Source organism: Pseudomonas fungipugnans (assembly GCF_029955235.1).
GTDB lineage: Bacteria > Pseudomonadota > Gammaproteobacteria > Pseudomonadales > Pseudomonadaceae > Aquipseudomonas > Aquipseudomonas fungipugnans.
In genome coordinates, this window is the sequence record NZ_JARBWL010000001.1 from 1,085,463 (window position 1) to 1,104,897 (window position 19,435).

Here is a 19,435-nt window from a genome sequence, read left to right on the forward strand (position 1 = left end):
GAGCGGGCTTGCCCGCGATGGCGGCGTGTCAGTCGGTACCCATGCTGAATGTGCCGCCTTCATCGCGGGCAAGCCCGCTCCCGCAAGGTGTGCAGTGTTCTAGAGAACTCCAAGCAACGTCCACAGCCGCCGCGATTCCGCATCCGCCGAAATCAATTCACCCAGCAATTCACTCAACGGCTTGCTCCCCCACTCCACCCCGCGCCGGATCAAGTACGGCACCGGGCTGTGTGGCTCGGTACGGGCCAGGTACTCGGCAATCAGCAACAATTGCCGATAGGCCTCTTCACGATTCGCCGGCTCACGGAATACCTGAGGCTCAGGCGCCGCCGCTTCCACGGCAATGGACACTGGCACCGATGGAACCTCGACCGGCGGCTGATTGGGCTGTCGTGGGTGCATGGCAATAAACTCCTCCACCAGCGTCAATAACGCCTCGATGACATTCTGCAACGCCTTGAACCCGGGCGCCTGATCGCCCAGATAAGCATCACTCCAGGCATCCAGGCGCTGCAGATGTTGCAGGCTCAGCAACAGGCTGCCCTGGTTGCGCAACCAGAAAGACAGCGGCGTGGCGCGAATCTGTTCAGTGAGTTTTTTCTGTTCGCTGCGGGCGGTTTCCGCCGAGGTTTTTGCCACTTTGCTGTCATTGACCAGCACCTGCTGCAACTGCAACCGGCGCCAGGTATCCAGACATACGCCCTCGAATTCACCGTTGCGCGTGTCCAGCAACGGCACCCGGGTCAGCAGCACTTCGCTGTAGCGCCGGGCCAGCCATTCCAGCGGTATCACCCGCCACGACTGATCACCGTCTTCGGCCTGGGGGTGCAGTTGTTCGGGATAGCGCTCGCACAACCCGGCGACCAGCGCGAGGCTGCCGGGCAAGCCTTCAAGGCCGTCCTGATGCAACCAGGCTTCGCCCAGCCAGGCACTGAGCATCAGGTCCTTGCTGCGTTCCAGCAGCAGGCTGGTCGTCAGTTGCTCCAGCTGCGGCCACTGCGCACGCTTGATCGACGACTGCCAGACACCGGTCGGCAGGCTGGTATCGTCTTCGCGGCGCAACTCCCGGGCCTGATCGAATTCGTGTTCATAACGCAGATCCTGACCACAGGGTGCTTCAGCGCTGATGGGCGCCAGCAGCCGGTCGATCAGTTCCGGCATGGGGATTGAAGGTTGATTCACAGGCCCACCTCAGTATTGGCGATAGACGCGGTGGTGCCCGTGCCCATGAACGGTGAAGGCGGCGCCACGGCGGGCAGCGGTTGAATCGACAGCGGCAGTTTCGAGCCCTGGCTCATCAGCGAAAGGCGCATGAACATCCGGGTCTGCTCGGCAGTCGGCGTCTGCCCGGTGACCGGCAGGCGCAAGATCAGTGGAAAGTCGGTGTAATCCACGTTCGGCTGGCGCTGTACCGAGGACTGCGCACGCATGAAGCGCAGCAACGACCACGGCCCGCCATATTCCCAACCGGCTTCCAGATCGCGCACCACCAGGTTCGGCTGCAACGGATCGTTGGCCGGACGCTGGGAGCCGTTTCTGGCCCAGCGCAACGTCAAGCGAATCGGTTGGCCGACCATCCAGCGCAGGTTCGGTTGCGGCTCGCCGGGATAACTGATCTGTTGATTGCCGGCGTTCAAGTCCCAGGCGATGACCTGATCGGCGCCGCGCTCCTCATCACGATCGGTGCGCCAGCGCACATCCATCTCGACCCCCAGCACGCCGCTCTTGTCGCGGATAAACAACGGCCCGAGCCAGGTGCTGGCCTGCTTCAGACGATTGAGGAACTCCTGTGCCGCCATGCGGCTCGGTGCCTGGCTGAGGGCCAACCCGGCCTGTGCCACCGGCAGTCGTTTGTCGATCAGTTCCAGAAAATGCTCGACCCGCGCCGGGTCGGCGTCGCTGGCCTGCACGCCACTGGCAAACGGAAAACGCCCGGCCAGGTATTGATTGAAATAATTGGCCACATCGTTCCAGGCCGTCGCCGCCTGCTGCTGTTGCAGGACCTGACAACGGCGCATGGCGCTTTGCTGCAAATCCAGCGCGCGCAACGCCAGCGTCCCACGGCCGCTGCCGAGGCTGGCGGTTTGCAGGATCTGGCCGCAGGTGCTGGTGTCCATGTCGATGAAATCGCGACTGACCAGTTGCTCGATCTGCGCCGGTGAACTGGCCGGGTTCTGGTCCTTGTACTTGAGCAGTTCGTCGTTGAGCGCGTTGAATTGCGTCACCCGTTCGTAATCCAGCGCCGACAGGTTCTGCTGCTGGGTACGCAGCCAGTCCAGTGCCGAGCTGCGCCGCTCGGTGATACCGAGCATGGTGTTGAATTGCTGCTTGAGGCTGAGTTTCAGGTCCTGCACGTCACTGGCGCCGAACAGTTGCAGGCCGAGGTTTTTCGAGCCATCCCACTGGCTGATTTCGGTACGACCGCTGAACAACGGCTGAGCGACAATTTCATTCAGGCCACCGACCACTTCCGCCAGGGCACGGCGGTTCAGCACGGTTTGCAAACGCGTGGCCAGGTCACTGCGGCGCACTTCGACAAAGGCTTTCTGCAAGGCAATCGCTTGCGGTGCCTGGACGTTGAATACGCCATAAGCATGGGTCTGTTCCTTGTGGTCCTTGATGCTCTCCCACATCGCCGTCGCTACCGCATCTTCGGCGGCTTGCAGCAGCGCGCCGCGATACGCCGGCGGGATGCGCGGCAGTTCTTCGGCGGTGTAGCTCTTGTAACTGGCGAAATAATTGAGCGCGCCATTGAGGTCATCGCCGTCGACATCCTGCCCTTGGGAATTACCCGATTCGGCGTCGTCGGCGCGCAAGGCGATGGCGACAAAATCACGCTTGAACAGCGCGTCGACCGCGTTGCTCAACTGCACGACCTGATCCTGCAACGCCAACTGCCCGCTGCCTTGCAGCACCAGCAGATTGCCCCTGGCCCCGGCCTTGGCGATCCACTGATCACGGAAGCTCTGCTGCAATTTCGCCGCCTGGTCATCCAGCTGTTGCTGGACTTGCTGACCGAGCAGCGGGCTCTGGCGCACCTTGTCCATCATGTCGCGGTAACCGGGCACCAGGTCCTGGCCCTTGCCCCGGCTCCAGGCCGAATTGGTCAGGCCGATCAGGCCCTGCAAATCACTGATCAGTGCTTGCAGGTCTTCGAGCTCTGTCAGGGTATTGCCGCTGCCGGCTTCCAGTCGTTCCAGGTGCAGTTTCAGGTAACCGGCCTGACTGACGAAGTTGTCGGCAAGGAAGTACTGGTCCAGCCAGCGCTCCATCAGCCCACTGAAATTGCTCTGGACGCCGGGACGTTCGACCGTCAGGTCCAGGGCCTGCAAGCTGTCGTCGTTAGTGTCGAGCAGTACCCGGTTGTAAAACGCCGCGCGCCTCAAGGTGCCGACATTGAGGTTCAGCGACAAGGCGTTATTGCTCAGCAGCACCAGATCATCGAGCGGCGTGCGTGAGTTGTTCAGGGCCTGGCCGAACCACTGGTTCTGCTGTTCCAGGCGCACGGCGCGATCCACCAGCTCCTTCGACTTGACGTAGTTTTGCCACTGGGCCGGGTCGTCGCTTTCCACGGCATTGCGTCGCTCGGTATTGCGAATCGCCTTGAGCGCCACAAGGTCCGAGCCCAGCAGATCGTGCAGCGGCTGCACCATGTGCCGCTTGGCAATCAGCCGCAGCTCACTCTCCAGTTGCACGTCCAGCGGAGAAAACCATGAAGTGGGAAACGCCAGTGAGGTGAAGGTCCAGCGCGGCGCCTTTTCCAGCACCCGCCAGAAGCCCTGGACGTTACGCCGGGTCGGGTCCTGACGATGACTGTCGTCGATGACCGCGACATAACTTTTCTGTGCGCCTTGCAGCAGCCGCGCCAGGTCGCGGGCGTCCTTGACCGAGCCTTGCCAGACCCAGAGCATGCACACTGCCCAGATCACCCCGAGCACCGCCGCCACGCCACCGGTCACCCGCTGCCAGCGCTGACGCAGACGCAACAGACGCGGCACGGGCTGGGCCAGGCCGCGCTCGGCGACCACCCGACGCTGCCACAACCGGCGGGCAAACGCGCTCTGCTGCACGCCGCTGTCGTCGGCGGAAAAACCGTCGACGGCATCTTCCGCCGGCTGGTTGGCGGTGAAGTACACCCCGCGAAAACGCGGTGCTTCCCCTTGGGCATTGCCCTGGAACACCGGCTCCAGCAGGGTTTGCAAGGTACGCCGCAGCGCCTCCAGACGCTGTGGCAATGCATACAGATCGCTGCTCAACGTACCGGACAAGGTACCGATTTCAATGATCGATTCCGACAGCGCCCGGTACACCTGGTCCAAGGCCACATCGCTCCATTGCGACTGCCAGGCCGCATCCGGGCTGTACGGCGAGGACCAGCCCAGCGCTCGTTCGCGACTCTCTTCGGGCAGGGCCGTAATCAGTTCCTGAAAGCCCGGCAGCTCTTCCATGCCGGTAATGACCACGTACACCGGCAGGCTCAGGCCGAAACGTTGCAGCAGGTCGATGAAGCGGCGCCGGGCCGCCAGGCCCAGGGTCGTCGCCTGTTCGACATTGGCCAGGCTGCTGACCGGCACCGTCCACACCACACCGTCCAGTGGCCGTTTGCTGCGCAGGCGCAGGATCAACCCCAGCAACCGCCACCAGCCGCCCCGTTGCAGGTTCATGCCTTCGTCCGGCAAGAACAGCGCTTGCGGCACCACCAGTACCGCGCCTTCTGAATCTGACCACCAGCGTCCGAACCAGGCCGGTTTGTCGGTGGGCTGCAAGCGCCACTGCATGCACAGTTGCGTGCCCTGCACCTCGTCGCCGAGCATCAGCAGCCATGGAATCTGATAACGATCCTGGGCACCCTGCTCCTGCTCCATGTGCCGCACAGCGGCATAAAAACTGCGAATCGCCGCGCCGCTCTGGGTGCGCAACCACCAGAGCGCGACGGCGATCAGAATCAGCACCAGGAGCAGCACCACGACCAGGCCGATCATCCCCAGCGTACTCATGAGTCTTGCTCCGGGGTGCTGACCGAATCCGTCATTTGCAGCACCGGTTCGAGTTCCTGTCGAATATCACGCCAGGCCAGTTGCCCAAGACCTGTGAGCAACAACACCATGGCCAGAATGCCCAGCGCCAGACGAAAGCCGTCGGGCAACGACAGGCGCACCGGCAATTGCACAGGCGGCGACACCGCTGGCTGTTCCAGACAGGCCATCACGTGTGCCTCGTCGGGCTCGTGCTGCCAGGCAAAGGTGTACAGCGCCAGGCGCAATTTCTCGTGCTGGACCTGACTGTGCTCACCGCGCAAACGTCCCTCAAACCCCAGCACAAGGCACTGCAAATAGACATTGGCGATATCGCGGGTATTGGCCACTTGCTCCTCGAGCAGTTCCTTGATCGCCGTCGGCAATCGTTCGCCGGCCTGACGGCTGCTGTACATGCGCGCCTCCAGCGGTTTGTCCTGCCAGGCCGATTGCCCCGGCCATGGGGTGAACAGCAGGGTCTCGTCGATCAAGGCGACAAAGGCGTAGACCAGCGCCTTGACCTGCTCGGTCGCCGAGTCGCCGACCCTGGAAAATGCCGTGCGCCACAAGCGCTGGGACTGCTGCGTGGACATCTCGACCACCGCCTCCACCAACACCGTTTCGTCGCTGTCCTTGGGCAACTGATTCCAGTCCTGGGTCCATTGTTGCCAGGCCTGGCGAAAGGCGCTGCTCAGCGGTGCGTCGTTGAGGCCCAATGTTCCCGACCCGCCATTCCCTTCAGACATACAGCGCCCCTTGCGTGATCAAACCCGTTCACTTGTCTGCGGCACAAACAACACCACTTGCCAGGGACTGCTGGCCGGTTTCGAGGCCGGTGCCACAATCTGCAACGGCAGCTGCCCGTCGAACCATTGGCCGTCCGCCGTCACCACGAACAGGCGCGTATCATCGCCGACGCTGTAGGCCACCTGCTCGTTGCGGCTCATGGCCTGATGCGCCAGACCGCTCATGCGCTGGCGGCTGAGCAATGGGACGTGGGGTGCCGAAGCGATGATCGCGCCTCGCAGCCATTCGCTGGCCGCCAGCTCGCCGGCACCGTTGGGCATGCGCAAACCAATCACCAGACGCTGGCTCGGCTGATCATCGGGCAGTTGAATCGAGAAGCTCTGTTCGTTGCGCGCGAACGGCAGGCTACGGTAACCGGCGCGGATCAATTCGAGGGTGCAATCGAGCCAGTCGAGCACAGCTTCATAGCCGCGCTGCAACTCCAGAAAGTCCAGCGGCGCGAACGGTGGCACACCGGCCAGGGGGTCGAGCGCCGACCAGGCACCCGCCAGGCCGAGCAGCTGGACATACAGATTTTGTGGTGTCGCAACACGGCTGCTCAGTGTGCCTTCGACCTCCGGCAGGCGTGCCCAGAGCGCGGTCAACTGGCGACGAATTTCCAGCGCGTCATCCTGATTGCCGGCCTGCTGCGCCTGACGCAAACGGCCGGCGAGGAACATGCATTTCTCCCGCGCCCTTGCGCACAACTGCGCCACCTCCCGGCCCAAAACCGATTCCGGCAATACAATCGGCGTCGGCGGTGTGTACGGCAACTGGATAAAGCCGCCGCCCTCCTTGCGGATTTTCAGCAGCGGCAAACAGATGGCATCTGCCTTGTTCAACTGCGTGCATAAACGCGGATTCGGGCGCCATACCGTGATCGATTCCGGGTATTCGCCACTGGTCAGATCCGGCAGCGCATCACCGACCACCGATTGCAGCCGACCCTTGAGCGGCAGCAACTGCCCGGCACGCCACAACGGGCTGATCGCCAGGTACACGGTGACGGTGGCATCGTCCGTGGCATTCACCGCTTCGTTGACGTCCAGCTCCAGCGTCGGACCGACACCGGCCTGCACGTTCAGCGGCAAACCGTCGGGCATGCTCGCTTGCAGATTGAGCAAACGTACCAGCCCGGCGCTCAAGGCCGAGGGATCGAATTCGACACGGTTGATACCCCAGAACCACGGATTGCACGCCTGGGCGAAATGCGCGACCAACGCCTCTGCCCGCAGCCCTTGCAACTGAAAATGCTGGGGCAACAACTGCATGCCCTCATGCCAGCAAACCGCGTCAGGTAACAGGCTCATACGATTCCTTTCGACGTCATGATCTCGCCGCGCCACAGGGCATTTGTGCGCGGTACTCAGTGCGAGCTGTCGACCAGCGTCATCTCGCGACTGTCGAACTTGAGCCATGCATTGCTCTGGTCATCCAGGCGCAAACGGTGTGCTCCGGGTGTGTTATAGCTGGCGAAGACCAAAAGTCCAGCCGCCCGCTTGCCCCCCAACGGGAACGGCTGTTTGTCGATGAATTGACCCGGTACCAGCTCCAGGCCCCAGACCGTCATCTGCTGGCGGTAGTCGCGTTGATACTGCTCGCGCCCGGTGAACCACTGGCGAGCGGTGATCCCGGACAGCTGCTTGAGCAAGTCCGGGTCGTTGACGGCGATGAAGTCCACGGCAATCGGTGTGTCGTCGTTGGCTTTCGGCGCGACATCCAGGGTCACGTTATCGAGGTCGACCCGTGGCCCGAACATCGAGCACGCGCCAAGTGAGAGAAACACGGCCAGCGCAAAAAAACGTGCAGACAAAATGAATTTTCCTTTTCTCGTGGCGGTCCAAAAATGTTTTCGCTTGCTTTTTTATAGACCTGTTCTAGCGTCTTGGGTAGTTCGGTGCCCCCCGCCGAATGAGGAAGGTTTGTCAAAGGAACGACAGGTCCATCTGCCACCCTTTCTAACCTGTGGTCCAGCAAGGGAAAGCGATGAACGGGCCTCCCCGATGCATTGCGCCCGCTCATGCATCGGAGTCAGCCAACATGGCAGAAAGTACTCAACACAAGCTCGACCGGGTTCGCCCGCCCCGCGTGCAAATCACCTACGACGTCGAAATCGGCAACGCCATCGAGAAAAAAGAGCTGCCACTGGTGGTGGGCATTCTTGCCGACCTGTCCGGCAAGCCCATCCAGGCATTGCCAAAACTGACTGAACGGCGTTTCACCGAAATCGACCGTGACAACTTCAACGAAGTGCTCGCCTCGATTGCCCCCCGCGCCGTCTTGCAGGTCAACAACACGCTCACCACCGGCGACGACAGCAAGCTCAACATCGAGCTCAAGTTCAAGCACATCGATGACTTCGACCCGGTGAAAGTGGTCGAGCAAATCACCCCGTTGCGCCGTCTGTTCGAAGCCCGCCAGCGCCTGCGCGACCTGCTGACCAAACTCGACGGCAACGATGATCTGGACAAGCTGTTGCGCGACGTGATCGCCAACACCGAAGGCCTGCAAGAGATCAAGTCTGCCCGTCCGGAAACCGCCGCCCCTGCTGCCCCTGCCCCTGCCACCGCAGGCGACAGCGAAGCGCCGGCCGAACCGCAAGCCTGATCACTCATTCACTCAGGGAGACGTCGCCATGCCCGCTTCAGCCAGCGCCAAAACCAGTGAAAGCACTACAGAAACCCTGTCCCTGCTCGACCGCATCATCGCCGAAGGCCGCATGGCCCATGACGACAGCCAGCAGGATTACGCCCGCGACATGCTGGCCGAATTCGCCACCCAGGTTCTCGACAAGAGCATGGCCATCGACAAGGACACCGTGGCGATGATCAACGACCGCATCAGCAAGATCGACACGCTGATCAGCGCCCAGCTCAACGAAGTGCTGCACCATCCCGAGATGCAGAAGCTCGAAGCCTCGTGGCGCGGCCTGCACATGCTGGTGCAAAACACCGAGACCAGTTCGCGGCTGAAATTGCGCCTGCTCAACGTGACCCAGAAAGAGCTGCAGAACGACCTGGAAAAAGCCGTCGAATTCGACCAGAGCGCGCTGTTCAAGAAGATCTACGAAGAAGAGTACGGCACTTTCGGCGGGCACCCGTTCAGCCTGCTGGTGGGCGACTACACCTTCGGCCGCAACCCGCAGGACATCGGTCTGCTGGAAAAACTGTCGAACGTTGCCGCCGCTGCTCACGCGCCGTTCATTGCCGCCGCCAGCCCACGGCTGTTCGACATGACCAGCTTCACTGAGCTGGCTGTGCCGCGTGATCTGTCGAAAGTCTTCGAGAGCCAGGAGCTGATCAAATGGCGCTCGTTCCGTGAAAGCGAAGACTCGCGCTATGTGTCCCTGGTGCTGCCGCACTTCCTGCTGCGCCTGCCCTACGGCCCGGACACCTCGCCGGTGGAAGGCATCACTTACGTCGAAGACGTCAATGGCACCGACCACAGCAAATACCTGTGGGGCAACGCGGCCTGGGCCTTGTCGCAACGCATCACCGAGGCGTTCGCCAAATACGGCTGGTGCGCGGCGATTCGCGGGGCCGAAGGCGGGGGTGCCGTAGAAGGCCTGCCGGCCCACACGTTCCGTACCAGCTCCGGCGACCTGTCGCTCAAGTGCCCGACCGAAGTGGCGATCACCGACCGCCGGGAAAAAGAGCTCAACGACCTCGGCTTCATCGCCCTGTGCCACAAGAAAAACAGCGACGTGGCAGTGTTCTTCGGCGGCCAGACCACCAACAAGTCCAGGACCTACAACACCAACGAGGCCAACGCCAACGCACGGATTTCGGCGATGTTGCCATACGTGCTCGCGGCCTCGCGTTTCGCCCATTACCTGAAGGTGATCATGCGCGACAAGGTCGGCAGTTTCATGACCCGCGACAACGTGCAGACCTACCTCAACAACTGGATCGCCGACTACGTGCTGATCAACGACAACGCGCCGCAAGAGATCAAGGCCCAATACCCACTGCGTGAAGCGCGGGTGGACGTGACCGAGATCGCCGGCAAACCCGGCGCCTACCGCGCCACGGTATTCCTGCGGCCGCACTTCCAGCTCGAAGAACTGACCGCCTCGATCCGCCTGGTTGCCGAACTGCCACCACCGGTTGCCGCCTGACGGCTGAAACTTGTGGCCTCACTGAGACCTGTGGCTCTACTGAAAACTGTGGCTCTACTGAAACCTGTGGCTCTGCTGAAACCTGTGGTTCTACTGAAAACTGTGGCTCTGCTGAAACCTGTGGCTCTACTGAAACCTGTGGCTCTACTGAAACCTGTGGCTCTACTGAAAACTGTGGTTCTACTGAAACCTGTGGCGAGGGAGCTTGCTCCCGCTGGGGCGCGAAGCGGCCCCAACAAAGGGGCCTGCTACGCAGTCCAGCGGGAGCAAGCTCCCTCGCCACAGGTTCAGTGCCCTGCCCTCAGGTTCAGTGTTCTGCTCTCAGATGCAGTGTCCTGCTCTCAGATGCAGTGTCCTGCTCTCAGGTTCAGTGCCCTGCCCTCAGGTTCAGTGTCCTGCTCTCAGATTCAGTGTTCTGCTCTCAGATTCAGTGTCCTGCTCTCAGGTTCAGTGCCCTGCCCTCAGGTTCAGTGTCCTGCTCTCAGATTCAGTGTTCTGCTCTCAGATTCAGTGTCCTGCTCTCAGATGCAGTGTTCTGCTCTCAGGTTCAGTGTCCTGCTCTCAGATTCAATATTCAGTTCCACAGGCTCGGTGTTTGGCTTATCAGATTCAGTGTCCTGCTCTCAGATTCAGTATTCAGTTCCACAGGCTCGGTGTTTGGCTTATCTGGTTCAGTGTTCGGCTTAATTGATTGGCATTGGGCATTCACCCACGTGCCTATAGCGATAACCTTCAGGAGTTCCAAGCGATGGATGCAATCATTCTCGACCTCGGCGGCGACATCAAAGGCGACAGCCTGCTCGAGGGCTACAAGGACAAGATCGAAATCATGTCTTACAGCCACAACGTCGCGATGCAGGTCACCAACGACGTCAGCAACTCGGAACGCACGTCCGGCAAGCCGCACGTCGGCGAGTTCACCCTGACCAAGTTCGTCGACAGCTCCACGCCGAGCCTCAACGGCTACTGCTGCGCTGGCAAACCGATCCCGGAAGCCAAGATCACCATCGGCCGTAACGCCGCCGAAGGCAGCGGCCAACTGATGCCTTTCATCATCTACACCCTCACCAATGTGGTGTTGTCCAATGTCAGCGTCAGTGGCGGCACGGGGGGCAAACCGGTGGAAACCATCTCCCTGAACTTCACCAAGATCAAATGGGAACTCACTGCCCAGAAAGACGACGGCACCAAGGAAGGCACGGCCGGCACGGTCTGGGACATGGCCGCCAACAAGGCCAGCAAGTAAGCCGGCGCGTCGGCCATGGCAGACACCGGCATGCGTGCGCCGCTGTTCGAGCGGCTTGCCTCGGGCGATATCGACGCCGCGCTGGTGTTCGATCGCCAAGGCTTGCTCGACTCGGTGCACACCGAATTGCTGCGCCTGTTCAACACCCGACGCGGTCCACGCACCCTGACCTCGCCACCGAGCATTCTCGACTACGGCATCGCTGACTGGACCGCCCTGCAACAGCAGCGCAGCGATGACCGTCGTCAGTTGGCCCGGGATGTGCGCGAGGCCATCAATCATTTCGAGCCGCGCCTGAAGCTGGGCGAGGTTCACGTCGAGCCAGTCCAGGGCAAGCCGCAGCAATTGAGTATTCGCCTGGTCGGTGAACTGCGCAGCGGCCAGCATCACTGGCCCGTGGCGTTTGTCATCGAGCGGGCCAGCGATGGCCTTGAGGTGCGACATGAGCGACTCGATTGACCCGCAACTGCTCGACTATTACCAACGGGAACTGACCTGGCTACGCCACGCCGGGAGCATTTTCGCCGAACGTTATCCCAAGGTCGCGAGACGCCTGGAACTGTCTCCCGGCGAATGCCCGGACCCGCACGTCGAACGCTTGCTTGAAGGCTTTGCGCTATTGGCCGCACGCCTGCAACGACGCCTCGATGACGACTACGCCGAATTCAGCGACGCCCTGCTGGAACAACTTTACCCCTTGGCCATGCGCCCGCTGCCGTCATGCGCCATCGTGCAGTTCGAGCCCGACCCGACCAAGGGCAACCTGGCCGGCGGCTATCCGCTGCCTCGGGACACGCCACTGTTCGTCACCACCGCCAAGGGCGAGAGCATCCATTTTCGCACCAGCGCTGCCGTACGCCTGTGGCCGGTGCAGATTGACGAAGCGCTGCTGTTGGGAGGCGATGAAGCCCAGGCACTGACCGGTGAAATCCAGGCACGTTCTGCGTTGCGCCTGAGTTTGCGCTGCCTGGGTGAAAACCAGTGGTCGACGCTGGGCATCAAGCAACTACGCATCCACCTCGCCGCCTCGCCAGTCACCAACGCCAGCCTGTATGACCTGCTGGGCGCCCACGCCGTGAAAGTCCTGGCGGGGCCGGCGGGCACCGTGCCGGTTGCGCTGGACGGCCTGCCGCAGATCGTCGGCTTCAGCCGCGACGAAGTACTGCTGCCCGACGAAGACGGCGTGCATCCGGGCATGCGCCTGCTGGCCGAGTACTTTGCCTTTGCCGACAAATTCAACTTCTTCGACATTCCCCTGGCTGGCGTCACCAGCGACAGTCAGACACTGTTTCTGTACATCGTGTTCGACCGCCCCACCGTCAGGCGCATACACCTTCAGGCCAGCGATATCGCCCTGGGCTGCGCGCCAGCGATCAACCTGTTCCCACGCACCTCCGAGCCGCTGCGCCCGGACGGCACCCACAGCGAATATCGCCTGGTGGCCGACAGTCACCGCGAGAACAGCGTGGAGATCCACAGCATTCGCGGCATGCGCGCCACCTCCAGCGAAGGCGTGCAGCAGATGCCGCCCTACTATGGCAACCAGCACGGGGGCGGCGACGCGCAACACTACTGGCATGCGCGACGGGTCAGCGGCATGACCCCCAATCGGCTTGGCACCGACCTGATGGTCAGCGTGGTCGACACCCGGCTCGATCAACTGGCCGATACACCTGATTACAGCATCACCGCCGAGCTGCTGTGCACCAACCGGCATCTGGCGCAGAGCCTGCCCGCGGGTACGCCGCTGAGTTTCGAACGGCCAGGACCGGTGGCCTGGGCACGCCTGCGCAACCCGCCGAGCCACCAGAGCCTGCCGCGCCTGGACGGCGAATCGCGCTGGCGGCTGGTGTCGCAACTGACCCTCAATCATTTGTCGCTGGTGGAAGGCCCGCAGGCACTGGCTGCCCTCAGGGAGATCCTGCAACTGCACAACCTGCGTGACGAAGCCAGCGCGCTGCGACAGATCGAAGGCTTGCTCAGCCTCGGTTGCGAGCGGGTGATTGCGCACGTCGGCGATGACGCCTGGCGTGGTTGGCGCAATGGACTGGAAGTACGCCTGGCTCTGGACACCGAGCATTTTGTCGGCAACAGCGCGGTGTTGTTCTCGGCGGTGCTGGCGCAGTTCTTTTCCCTCTATGCCACCGCCAATCGCTTCGTGCGCACGGTACTGGTCCAGTCAGACAAGGAGGTGAAAACATGGCAACCCCAAGCCGGCATGCCGCTGACCCTCTGAACCTGAGCCAACGGCTGCGTCGCGACCCGCAGGCGTTCGAGTTGTTGCAGGCGTTGCTGTTGCTGGAACGCGAACACCCGCAAGCCGAAGCCCTGGGCAGCGGCACCTCGCCGCAAGCCGAAGCGCTGCGGTTGCGCGGGCCGTTGACGCCGCTGTTCGCCGCCAGCGAAATCGAAAGCCTGATCCAGGAGCCAGGCCGGCAACCGACCCTCACCACCCCGGTATTCGGCCTCGGCGGCCCCGACGGTCCCCTGCCCTACGCCTATCAGGAATGGCTGCAACAGCGGGCGCGAGCCAAGGATTACGCACCGGCCGAATTTCTCGATATGTTCCAGCACCGGCTGCTCAGCCTGCTGTACAAAGTGATGCGCAAACACCGGATCGCCATCGGCTTCACCGTGCCCGCAGCGTCCGCGGTACAGAAGCAACTTCGGGCATTGACCGGCCTGCTGCCCAAGGCCTTGCAGCAACGTCAGTCCATCGCCGATGCCGCCGTACTGGCGTGTACCGCGCTGTTTGCCGATGGTCGTCGCTCCCTGGCCGGTTTCGCCGCCGTGGTTCGCGAACAGTTCGAGCTACCGGTTGAACTCAGCGCCTACGAAGGTGCCTGGCGCGAGATTCCGCCCGCCAGCCGCAGTCGCCTGCAACCGGGCGGGCGCAACCTGCAATTGGGTCGCAGCGCCGTGGCCGGCACCCGGGTCTGGGATGAACACGCGGGTTTTCGGTTGACCCTCGGCCCGTTGAGCGCGGCGCAAGCCGCGCGTTTCCTGCCGGACGGCGAAGCCCATTCGGCGCTGGCCAGCCTCAGCGCCTTGTATTTCGGCCCCGACCTCGACTGCACGCTAGTGCTGCTGGTGCGCGGTGCCAGCCCGATGCAACTCGGTCGCGCCGCCCCGCCCCTGCTCAACTGGAACGGTGGCCTGCAACGGCAAGCCAGCCTCAACGTACAACGGATCGAAACTCGCCTTCGTCAGTTGGAGATCACCTGAACATGGAACTGGCCAGCCTGATCGGACGCCTCAATCCGGACAACCGCCGCGCCCTCGAACGGGCCGCGCAACGTTGCCTGCAACGGGGGCACCATTACGTCGAAATCGAACACCTGCTGCTGGAATTGCTGGACATCGAGGGCGGCGACTTTGCCTTTCTGTTGCCACGTTTCGGTCTGGAACGTGATGCGCTGACGGCGGAAATCAACAAGGCACTGGACCTGTTCAAAGCCGGCAGCACCCGCACCCCGGCGCTCTCCTCGCACACCCTTGGCCTGCTGGAAGATGCGGTGGTCCAGGCCAGTGTGCTGGGCATCGACAGCATCCGTTCCGGTTTGCTGTTGCTGGCGCTGATCGATCGCGACGAGCGCCGCAGTCTGCTGCTCAACAGCGCGTCTTCGCTGTTGCGCATTCCTCGGGAAGCGCTGCGTACCAACCTGCTGGAGTGGACTGAAAGTTCTCGTGAACACGTTGCAGGCGTGCGTTCTTCGGTGCCTGGAAATCCGCCACCGAAGCAGGATTCGGTACTCGATCAGTACACTCAGGATCTGACCGCCGACGCCCATGCCGGACGTATCGATCCAATCGTTGGCCGCGATGGCGAGATTCGGCAGTGCATCGACATTCTGCTGCGGCGTCGGCAGAACAACCCGATTCTGGTGGGCGCACCCGGTGTCGGCAAAACCGCCGTGGTCGAAGGCCTGGCCCTGCGGATCGCCGCCGGCGACGTGCCGCCGTCGTTGCAGGAGGTCAGCCTGCGGGTATTGGATCTTGGATTATTGCAGGCGGGCGCCGGGGTCAAAGGTGAATTCGAACAGCGCCTCAAAGGTGTGATCGACGCCGTTCGCAATGCGGAAAAACCCATCATCCTGTTCATCGACGAAGCCCACACCCTGATCGGCGCGGGGGGTGTGGAAGGTGGCAGCGATGCGGCCAACCTGCTGAAACCGGCGCTGGCCCGTGGTGAGTTGCGCACCCTGGCCGCGACAACCTGGATGGAGTACAAAAAATACTTCGAGAAAGACCCGGCCCTGGCCCGGCGCTTCCAGTTGGTGCAGGTCGAAGAGCCCGACGAAATCACCGCCGTCGAGATGCTGCGCGGCGTCGCTGCAAAACTGGAGCAACACCACGGCGTGCAAGTGCTCGATGCGGCGATTCATGAAGCCGTGAAACTGTCCCATCGCTACATTTCCGGCCGCCAGTTGCCAGACAAGGCCATCAGCGTGCTCGACACCGCATGCGCCCGGGTCGCCCTCGGGCAGCACGATGTGCCGCCGCCGCTGGAAAGCCTGCGCCACCGCCAGAACAGCCTCAAGGATGAAGTCGAACGTCTGCGCCGGGAACAGGCCACGGGGCTCGATCATCGCGAACGCATCACCCTGCTGGAAAACGAATCCGCGACCAATGTGCAAGCCATCCGCGAGCTGGAAACACGCTGGAGCGAAGAACGGGTGGCCGTGCGTGAACTGCTCGACACCCGCCGCCAGTTGCTGGCCCTGAGTGAGCGAGCCGACAGCGACAAATCCGATGAAGACACCGATAACCGCATCGACCACCTGGCTGCCGAACTGCTGCGCCTGGAAGCCGGACTCGACGCCATTCGCCAGGACGACCCACTGGTACCGGAACAGGTCGATACCAAGACCGTCGCCGCGGTCATCGCCGGCTGGACCGGCATCCCGGTGGGCAAAATGCTCGCCGACGAAGCCCACGCCGTGCGTACCCTGGGCCAGCGCATGGGCCTGCGGGTCATGGGCCAAAGCATTGCGCTGGGCACCATCGCCCAACGCTTGCAGGCCTATCGTGCCGGCCTCACCGACCCGCAAAAACCAGTCGGCGTATTCCTGTTGGTCGGCCCCACGGGCGTCGGCAAAACCGAAACCGCTTACGCGCTGGCCGACGCCCTGTACGGCGGCGAACGCAACCTGATCAGCATCAACCTTTCGGAATACCAGGAAGCCCACACCGTCAGCCAACTCAAAGGCGCCCCGCCCGGTTATGTCGGATACGGAAGTGGCGGCGTGCTGACCGAAGCCGTGCGGCGTAAACCGTATTCGGTGGTGTTGCTGGATGAAATCGAAAAGGCCCATCCGGATGTACTGGAAGCGTTTTACAACGTGTTCGACAAGGGCGTGATGGAGGATGGCACCGGGTTGGTGGTCGACTTCAAGAACACCGTGATGCTGGCCACCAGCAATGTCGGGGCTGAGTTGTTGCTGGATACACCGGTCGCGCAACTCGGCTCGGATGGCTTTAACGAAGCGCTGCACAAAGTGCTGTTGCAAGCATTCAGGCCGGCGTTTCTGGCACGGATGACGGTGGTGCCGTATCGGCCGCTGGATGAGGTGACGCTGGAAGCGATAGTGCTCGCGAAGCTGGAGAAACTGCGTGGGCGGTATAAAGCGGCAACGGGCAAACAGTTCGAGTTCGATGCCGGAATTGTGCAGGCGGTGCTGGCCAAGTGCAGTGCGGCTGGCGCACGGGATGTCGAGAATGTGTTGATGACGCAAGTGACGGGAAAGTTGGCGGAGTGGGTGTTGGAGTAGCCACAAAAAAGGATAAACAGACCATGCAAATACTCGTAAAGCTTAATGGCGGTCATGGCACCACAGTGATTGAATTGCCCGACCATTCAACCCGCGCAGCGGCAATGCCACTGATATTGGCAGCTTATGGCCTGGACCCCGCTGCTCCTGTGCAACCGATACTCCTTGCTGCGAGCAATAGCCGTCCCATCGGTGCAACTGAAGCATTGCAAAATGAAGGCAACTATCAGTTGATCCACAGACCGCAATTTGTGCCACAAATCGATGACGAGGTGCTGCTGCTTTTAACCATACGGCTGAATCATCTTCAGGCTCACCCTCGCCCCAGGCACCTGATTTTTATCAGTACGGGAAGCCATATCAATGGCGAGAAAGGCGCGCTGGAAGCCGCCAACCAACAATGCCCCGATGACGTTGTAAAACATTGCCTGGGTCACGACATGAGTTTGTCGGTCATGTTGATCGACGCCGATTTCCAGAACCCGCATCAGGTGGGTCAAATCTATCACCACGATCACAACTGGCAGGTATCGCCGCCGCAATTGCTGCTTGGGAAAGTACGTCACTTCAGGCATTCCGTTACGGATTTCAAACTGTCGACGTATCAGAGTCATCTCGAAAACTGGGGCCAGCCCTCACCACAACTGGCCGGCTTCAATCTGGCCGCGCTGGGTGATGTCACCAATGATATGGGCGGCCAACTCGTGGTGCGCATGTATAACGGCAATATTACGTTCAACAGCCAGCCGGACCTGCCCTTGGGAGTCTATTGAACACCAGGCGCCAATAGGTCAGCCCTGAAAGAAGGTGCCCCACCATGCCCATGCAGGACTACACCGCCAAAGACCTGAGCGTTTTTTCGACGATTATCGCCCGGGCGGCCTGCTTGCGTAATTGGGGCGCCGACCTGGGCGCCGGTGGCGCGGGCCCAGCCATTGAAGAAGTGCAGTGCATGCTGTTTCGCGAGTCGCTGTACGTCGCCGGCAATCACGGGGAGCACGCATCGATTGCCGATTTTTTCCGGGCATTTGGCGTTTCCAATCAAACCACGTTCATTGACTGCCTGAGGTACAGCCATTGGTTGTTATCGACACCGTACGTGACCCGAACGGCCGTGACAGGCAGGTCCTATCACGGTGCATTCAGTGGCCAGGAAGACATCACCCTGAACTATGCCGCTGAAAGCCTGGGTCATATTGCGCCCTTGTCACTGGTCGAGATCGCCCAGGCAAGAGGCCTGGTCACCACCGCGGTATTACCGGCAGGCCCACAACGAACCCTGGCCTGGTTCCTCAAGAAATTTACCGGGGCGCCAGCGCTGGCCGGGTTGAACCGGCCCGCCGCCACCGCGTTCCATTACGCGACGAATTTCAACGGCATCCATACCATCAACCTGCTGGACGACAGCACGACGGTCCATGCCGAGCTCAAGCTGTTGCGAATGCTGGCCTACGCGCACACGCAAAACCTGATGCCGAGAACAACCGGCAGGGTCCGGATCGGAGGTTTGAAACGCACCTGTGCGTTTTGTGCCGCCTGGATCAGCCGTTTCCAACCCTGGATGTTCAAAGCGTTCGAGGTACGGATTGATCTCCCGGCAGACGACACCCGAGGCGTCGCCGATGGTGCGGGAAATCGCCCCTCCAATGTGGGAGAAGCGGGGTTTGGCCTGTATGTTCAGACGCTTTTCAACGGGGGCGCCAACAGTAATTGTCTGGATGTCGCCGCTCATGCCGACGACGACGCCTGGTAATCGACGGCAGACAGCCTGGCGCCATGACGACTGAAAAAGGAGCGTTGACTCATGAGAATCGGCAGCTTCAATGTCGAAAAGAACGGCAAGTCTTCAACACTCGACAAGCAGACTCAAGTCGATTTCTTTATTAACAATTGCTGCACCAGCGACGCCTGGGATGCTGACATCGTTTTCCTGTGCGAGATCCATTCGGCCCAGATTGATAACTACAGGTCCAACCTGGCTGACATCTACAAGCACTACACCGTGCATGCATTCGACGGCGGTTATTCAAATGCCTACATTGTCCTGGTCAAGAGTTTTGAAGCCCTTCAAGTGTGCAGTCAGGGCAGCCTCTTCGGTTTGAACAGGGATCTGATTGCCGTGGAGGCGAACGGTGTGAAGGGGTATTGCGGCTATGTTTTCCTCGCGCATTTCAAATCCGGGCAGAGCGGCCTGACCCGAAGCCAGCTCAAATCCTGCACGGCCCTGGGCGGCAAATGGGTCGCTACCGGTGACCTGAATCTGGAATACGAGAACGTCGGCCTGCTCGATACGGCGGGCCTGGCCTATCAATGTTGGGGCGGTCAGCAGACCCAAAGCAAAGGCGGGATTCTCGATTGGGTGCTGGCCTCGGCAGACGTGACCGTCAACGTTGTCGACATTACCGGACTTGGGCACATTTTCGATATGTCCGGCCCCGACCACCGTCCTATTCTTTTTGACGTTACCGGTTAATTGCCAATCTTGCGCTGCCATTCAAGG

At 61.5% G+C, this 19,435-nt stretch carries 15 protein-coding genes; 10 read left to right on the forward strand and 5 right to left on the reverse strand.

The genetic code is table 11. From position 1 onward, the window contains the following. Positions 1 to 99: 99 nt before the first annotated feature. The 5 genes from tssA to POF45_RS04305 are packed head-to-tail and all read right to left on the reverse strand — an operon-like array spanning position 100 to position 7,614. A complete protein-coding gene (gene tssA, locus POF45_RS04285; protein ID WP_282315170.1) occupies positions 100 to 1,182 on the reverse strand; it encodes a type VI secretion system protein TssA in 1,083 nt (360 codons plus the stop codon). After that, positions 1,179 to 4,997 (reverse strand): type VI secretion system protein, encoded by a 3,819-nt coding sequence (locus tag POF45_RS04290; RefSeq protein WP_282315171.1) that lies wholly within the window; start codon positions 4,995 to 4,997, stop codon positions 1,179 to 1,181. Before POF45_RS04290 ends, tssA begins: the two co-directional genes overlap by 4 nt. Beyond that, on the reverse strand, positions 4,994 to 5,761 hold the full coding sequence (locus tag POF45_RS04295; RefSeq protein ID WP_259494707.1) for a DotU family type IV/VI secretion system protein: 768 nt from the start codon (positions 5,759 to 5,761) through the stop codon (positions 4,994 to 4,996). The genes POF45_RS04290 and POF45_RS04295 overlap by 4 nt, the downstream gene beginning before the upstream one ends. Positions 5,762 to 5,779: 18 nt before the next feature. Then, entirely contained in the window at positions 5,780 to 7,111 is a 1,332-nt protein-coding gene (gene tssK / locus POF45_RS04300) for a type VI secretion system baseplate subunit TssK (RefSeq protein ID WP_282315172.1), read from the reverse strand. Between the two features lie 56 nt (positions 7,112 to 7,167). Continuing rightward, complete coding sequence (locus POF45_RS04305; RefSeq protein WP_409077890.1) at positions 7,168 to 7,614, reverse strand: type VI secretion protein; 447 nt, start codon at positions 7,612 to 7,614, stop codon at positions 7,168 to 7,170. Between the two features lie 227 nt (positions 7,615 to 7,841). Here POF45_RS04305 and tssB point away from each other — a divergent pair, with 227 nt between their 5' ends. The 10 genes from tssB to POF45_RS04355 all read left to right on the forward strand — a co-directional run bounded on the left by tssB (position 7,842) and on the right by POF45_RS04355 (position 19,408). Next, positions 7,842 to 8,408, forward strand: a complete 567-nt coding sequence (gene tssB / locus POF45_RS04310; RefSeq protein WP_282315173.1) for a type VI secretion system contractile sheath small subunit — start codon at positions 7,842 to 7,844, stop codon at positions 8,406 to 8,408. Positions 8,409 to 8,436: 28 nt separating this feature from the next. Next, complete coding sequence (gene tssC, locus POF45_RS04315) at positions 8,437 to 9,918, forward strand: type VI secretion system contractile sheath large subunit (RefSeq protein ID WP_259494712.1); 1,482 nt, start codon at positions 8,437 to 8,439, stop codon at positions 9,916 to 9,918. 748 nt (positions 9,919 to 10,666) lie between these two features. Continuing rightward, positions 10,667 to 11,164, forward strand: coding sequence for an Hcp family type VI secretion system effector (locus tag POF45_RS04320; RefSeq protein WP_259494713.1), 498 nt, complete (start codon positions 10,667 to 10,669; stop codon positions 11,162 to 11,164). A 15-nt stretch (positions 11,165 to 11,179) separates the two neighbouring features. Next, the gene (gene tssE, locus POF45_RS04325) at positions 11,180 to 11,623 is read left to right on the forward strand and encodes a type VI secretion system baseplate subunit TssE (protein WP_259494715.1); all 444 of its coding nucleotides are present in this window, start codon (positions 11,180 to 11,182) and stop codon (positions 11,621 to 11,623) included. Beyond that, on the forward strand, positions 11,607 to 13,400 hold the full coding sequence (tssF, locus tag POF45_RS04330) for a type VI secretion system baseplate subunit TssF (RefSeq protein ID WP_282315174.1): 1,794 nt from the start codon (positions 11,607 to 11,609) through the stop codon (positions 13,398 to 13,400). The genes tssE and tssF overlap by 17 nt, the downstream gene beginning before the upstream one ends. After that, on the forward strand, positions 13,364 to 14,389 hold the full coding sequence (tssG, locus tag POF45_RS04335; protein WP_259494718.1) for a type VI secretion system baseplate subunit TssG: 1,026 nt from the start codon (positions 13,364 to 13,366) through the stop codon (positions 14,387 to 14,389). The genes tssF and tssG overlap by 37 nt, the downstream gene beginning before the upstream one ends. A 2-nt stretch (positions 14,390 to 14,391) precedes the next feature. Beyond that, positions 14,392 to 16,935: a type VI secretion system ATPase TssH gene (gene tssH, locus POF45_RS04340; protein ID WP_282315175.1), complete on the forward strand. Its 2,544-nt coding sequence runs from the start codon at positions 14,392 to 14,394 to the stop codon at positions 16,933 to 16,935. Positions 16,936 to 16,958: 23 nt separating this feature from the next. Further along, a complete protein-coding gene (locus POF45_RS04345) occupies positions 16,959 to 17,708 on the forward strand; it encodes a hypothetical protein (RefSeq protein ID WP_259494720.1) in 750 nt (249 codons plus the stop codon). A 44-nt stretch (positions 17,709 to 17,752) separates the two neighbouring features. Beyond that, positions 17,753 to 18,688, forward strand: a complete 936-nt coding sequence (locus tag POF45_RS04350) for a hypothetical protein (protein ID WP_259494721.1) — start codon at positions 17,753 to 17,755, stop codon at positions 18,686 to 18,688. Positions 18,689 to 18,739: 51 nt separating this feature from the next. After that, on the forward strand, positions 18,740 to 19,408 hold the full coding sequence (locus POF45_RS04355; RefSeq protein WP_282315176.1) for an endonuclease/exonuclease/phosphatase family protein: 669 nt from the start codon (positions 18,740 to 18,742) through the stop codon (positions 19,406 to 19,408). Positions 19,409 to 19,435 lie beyond the last annotated feature (27 nt).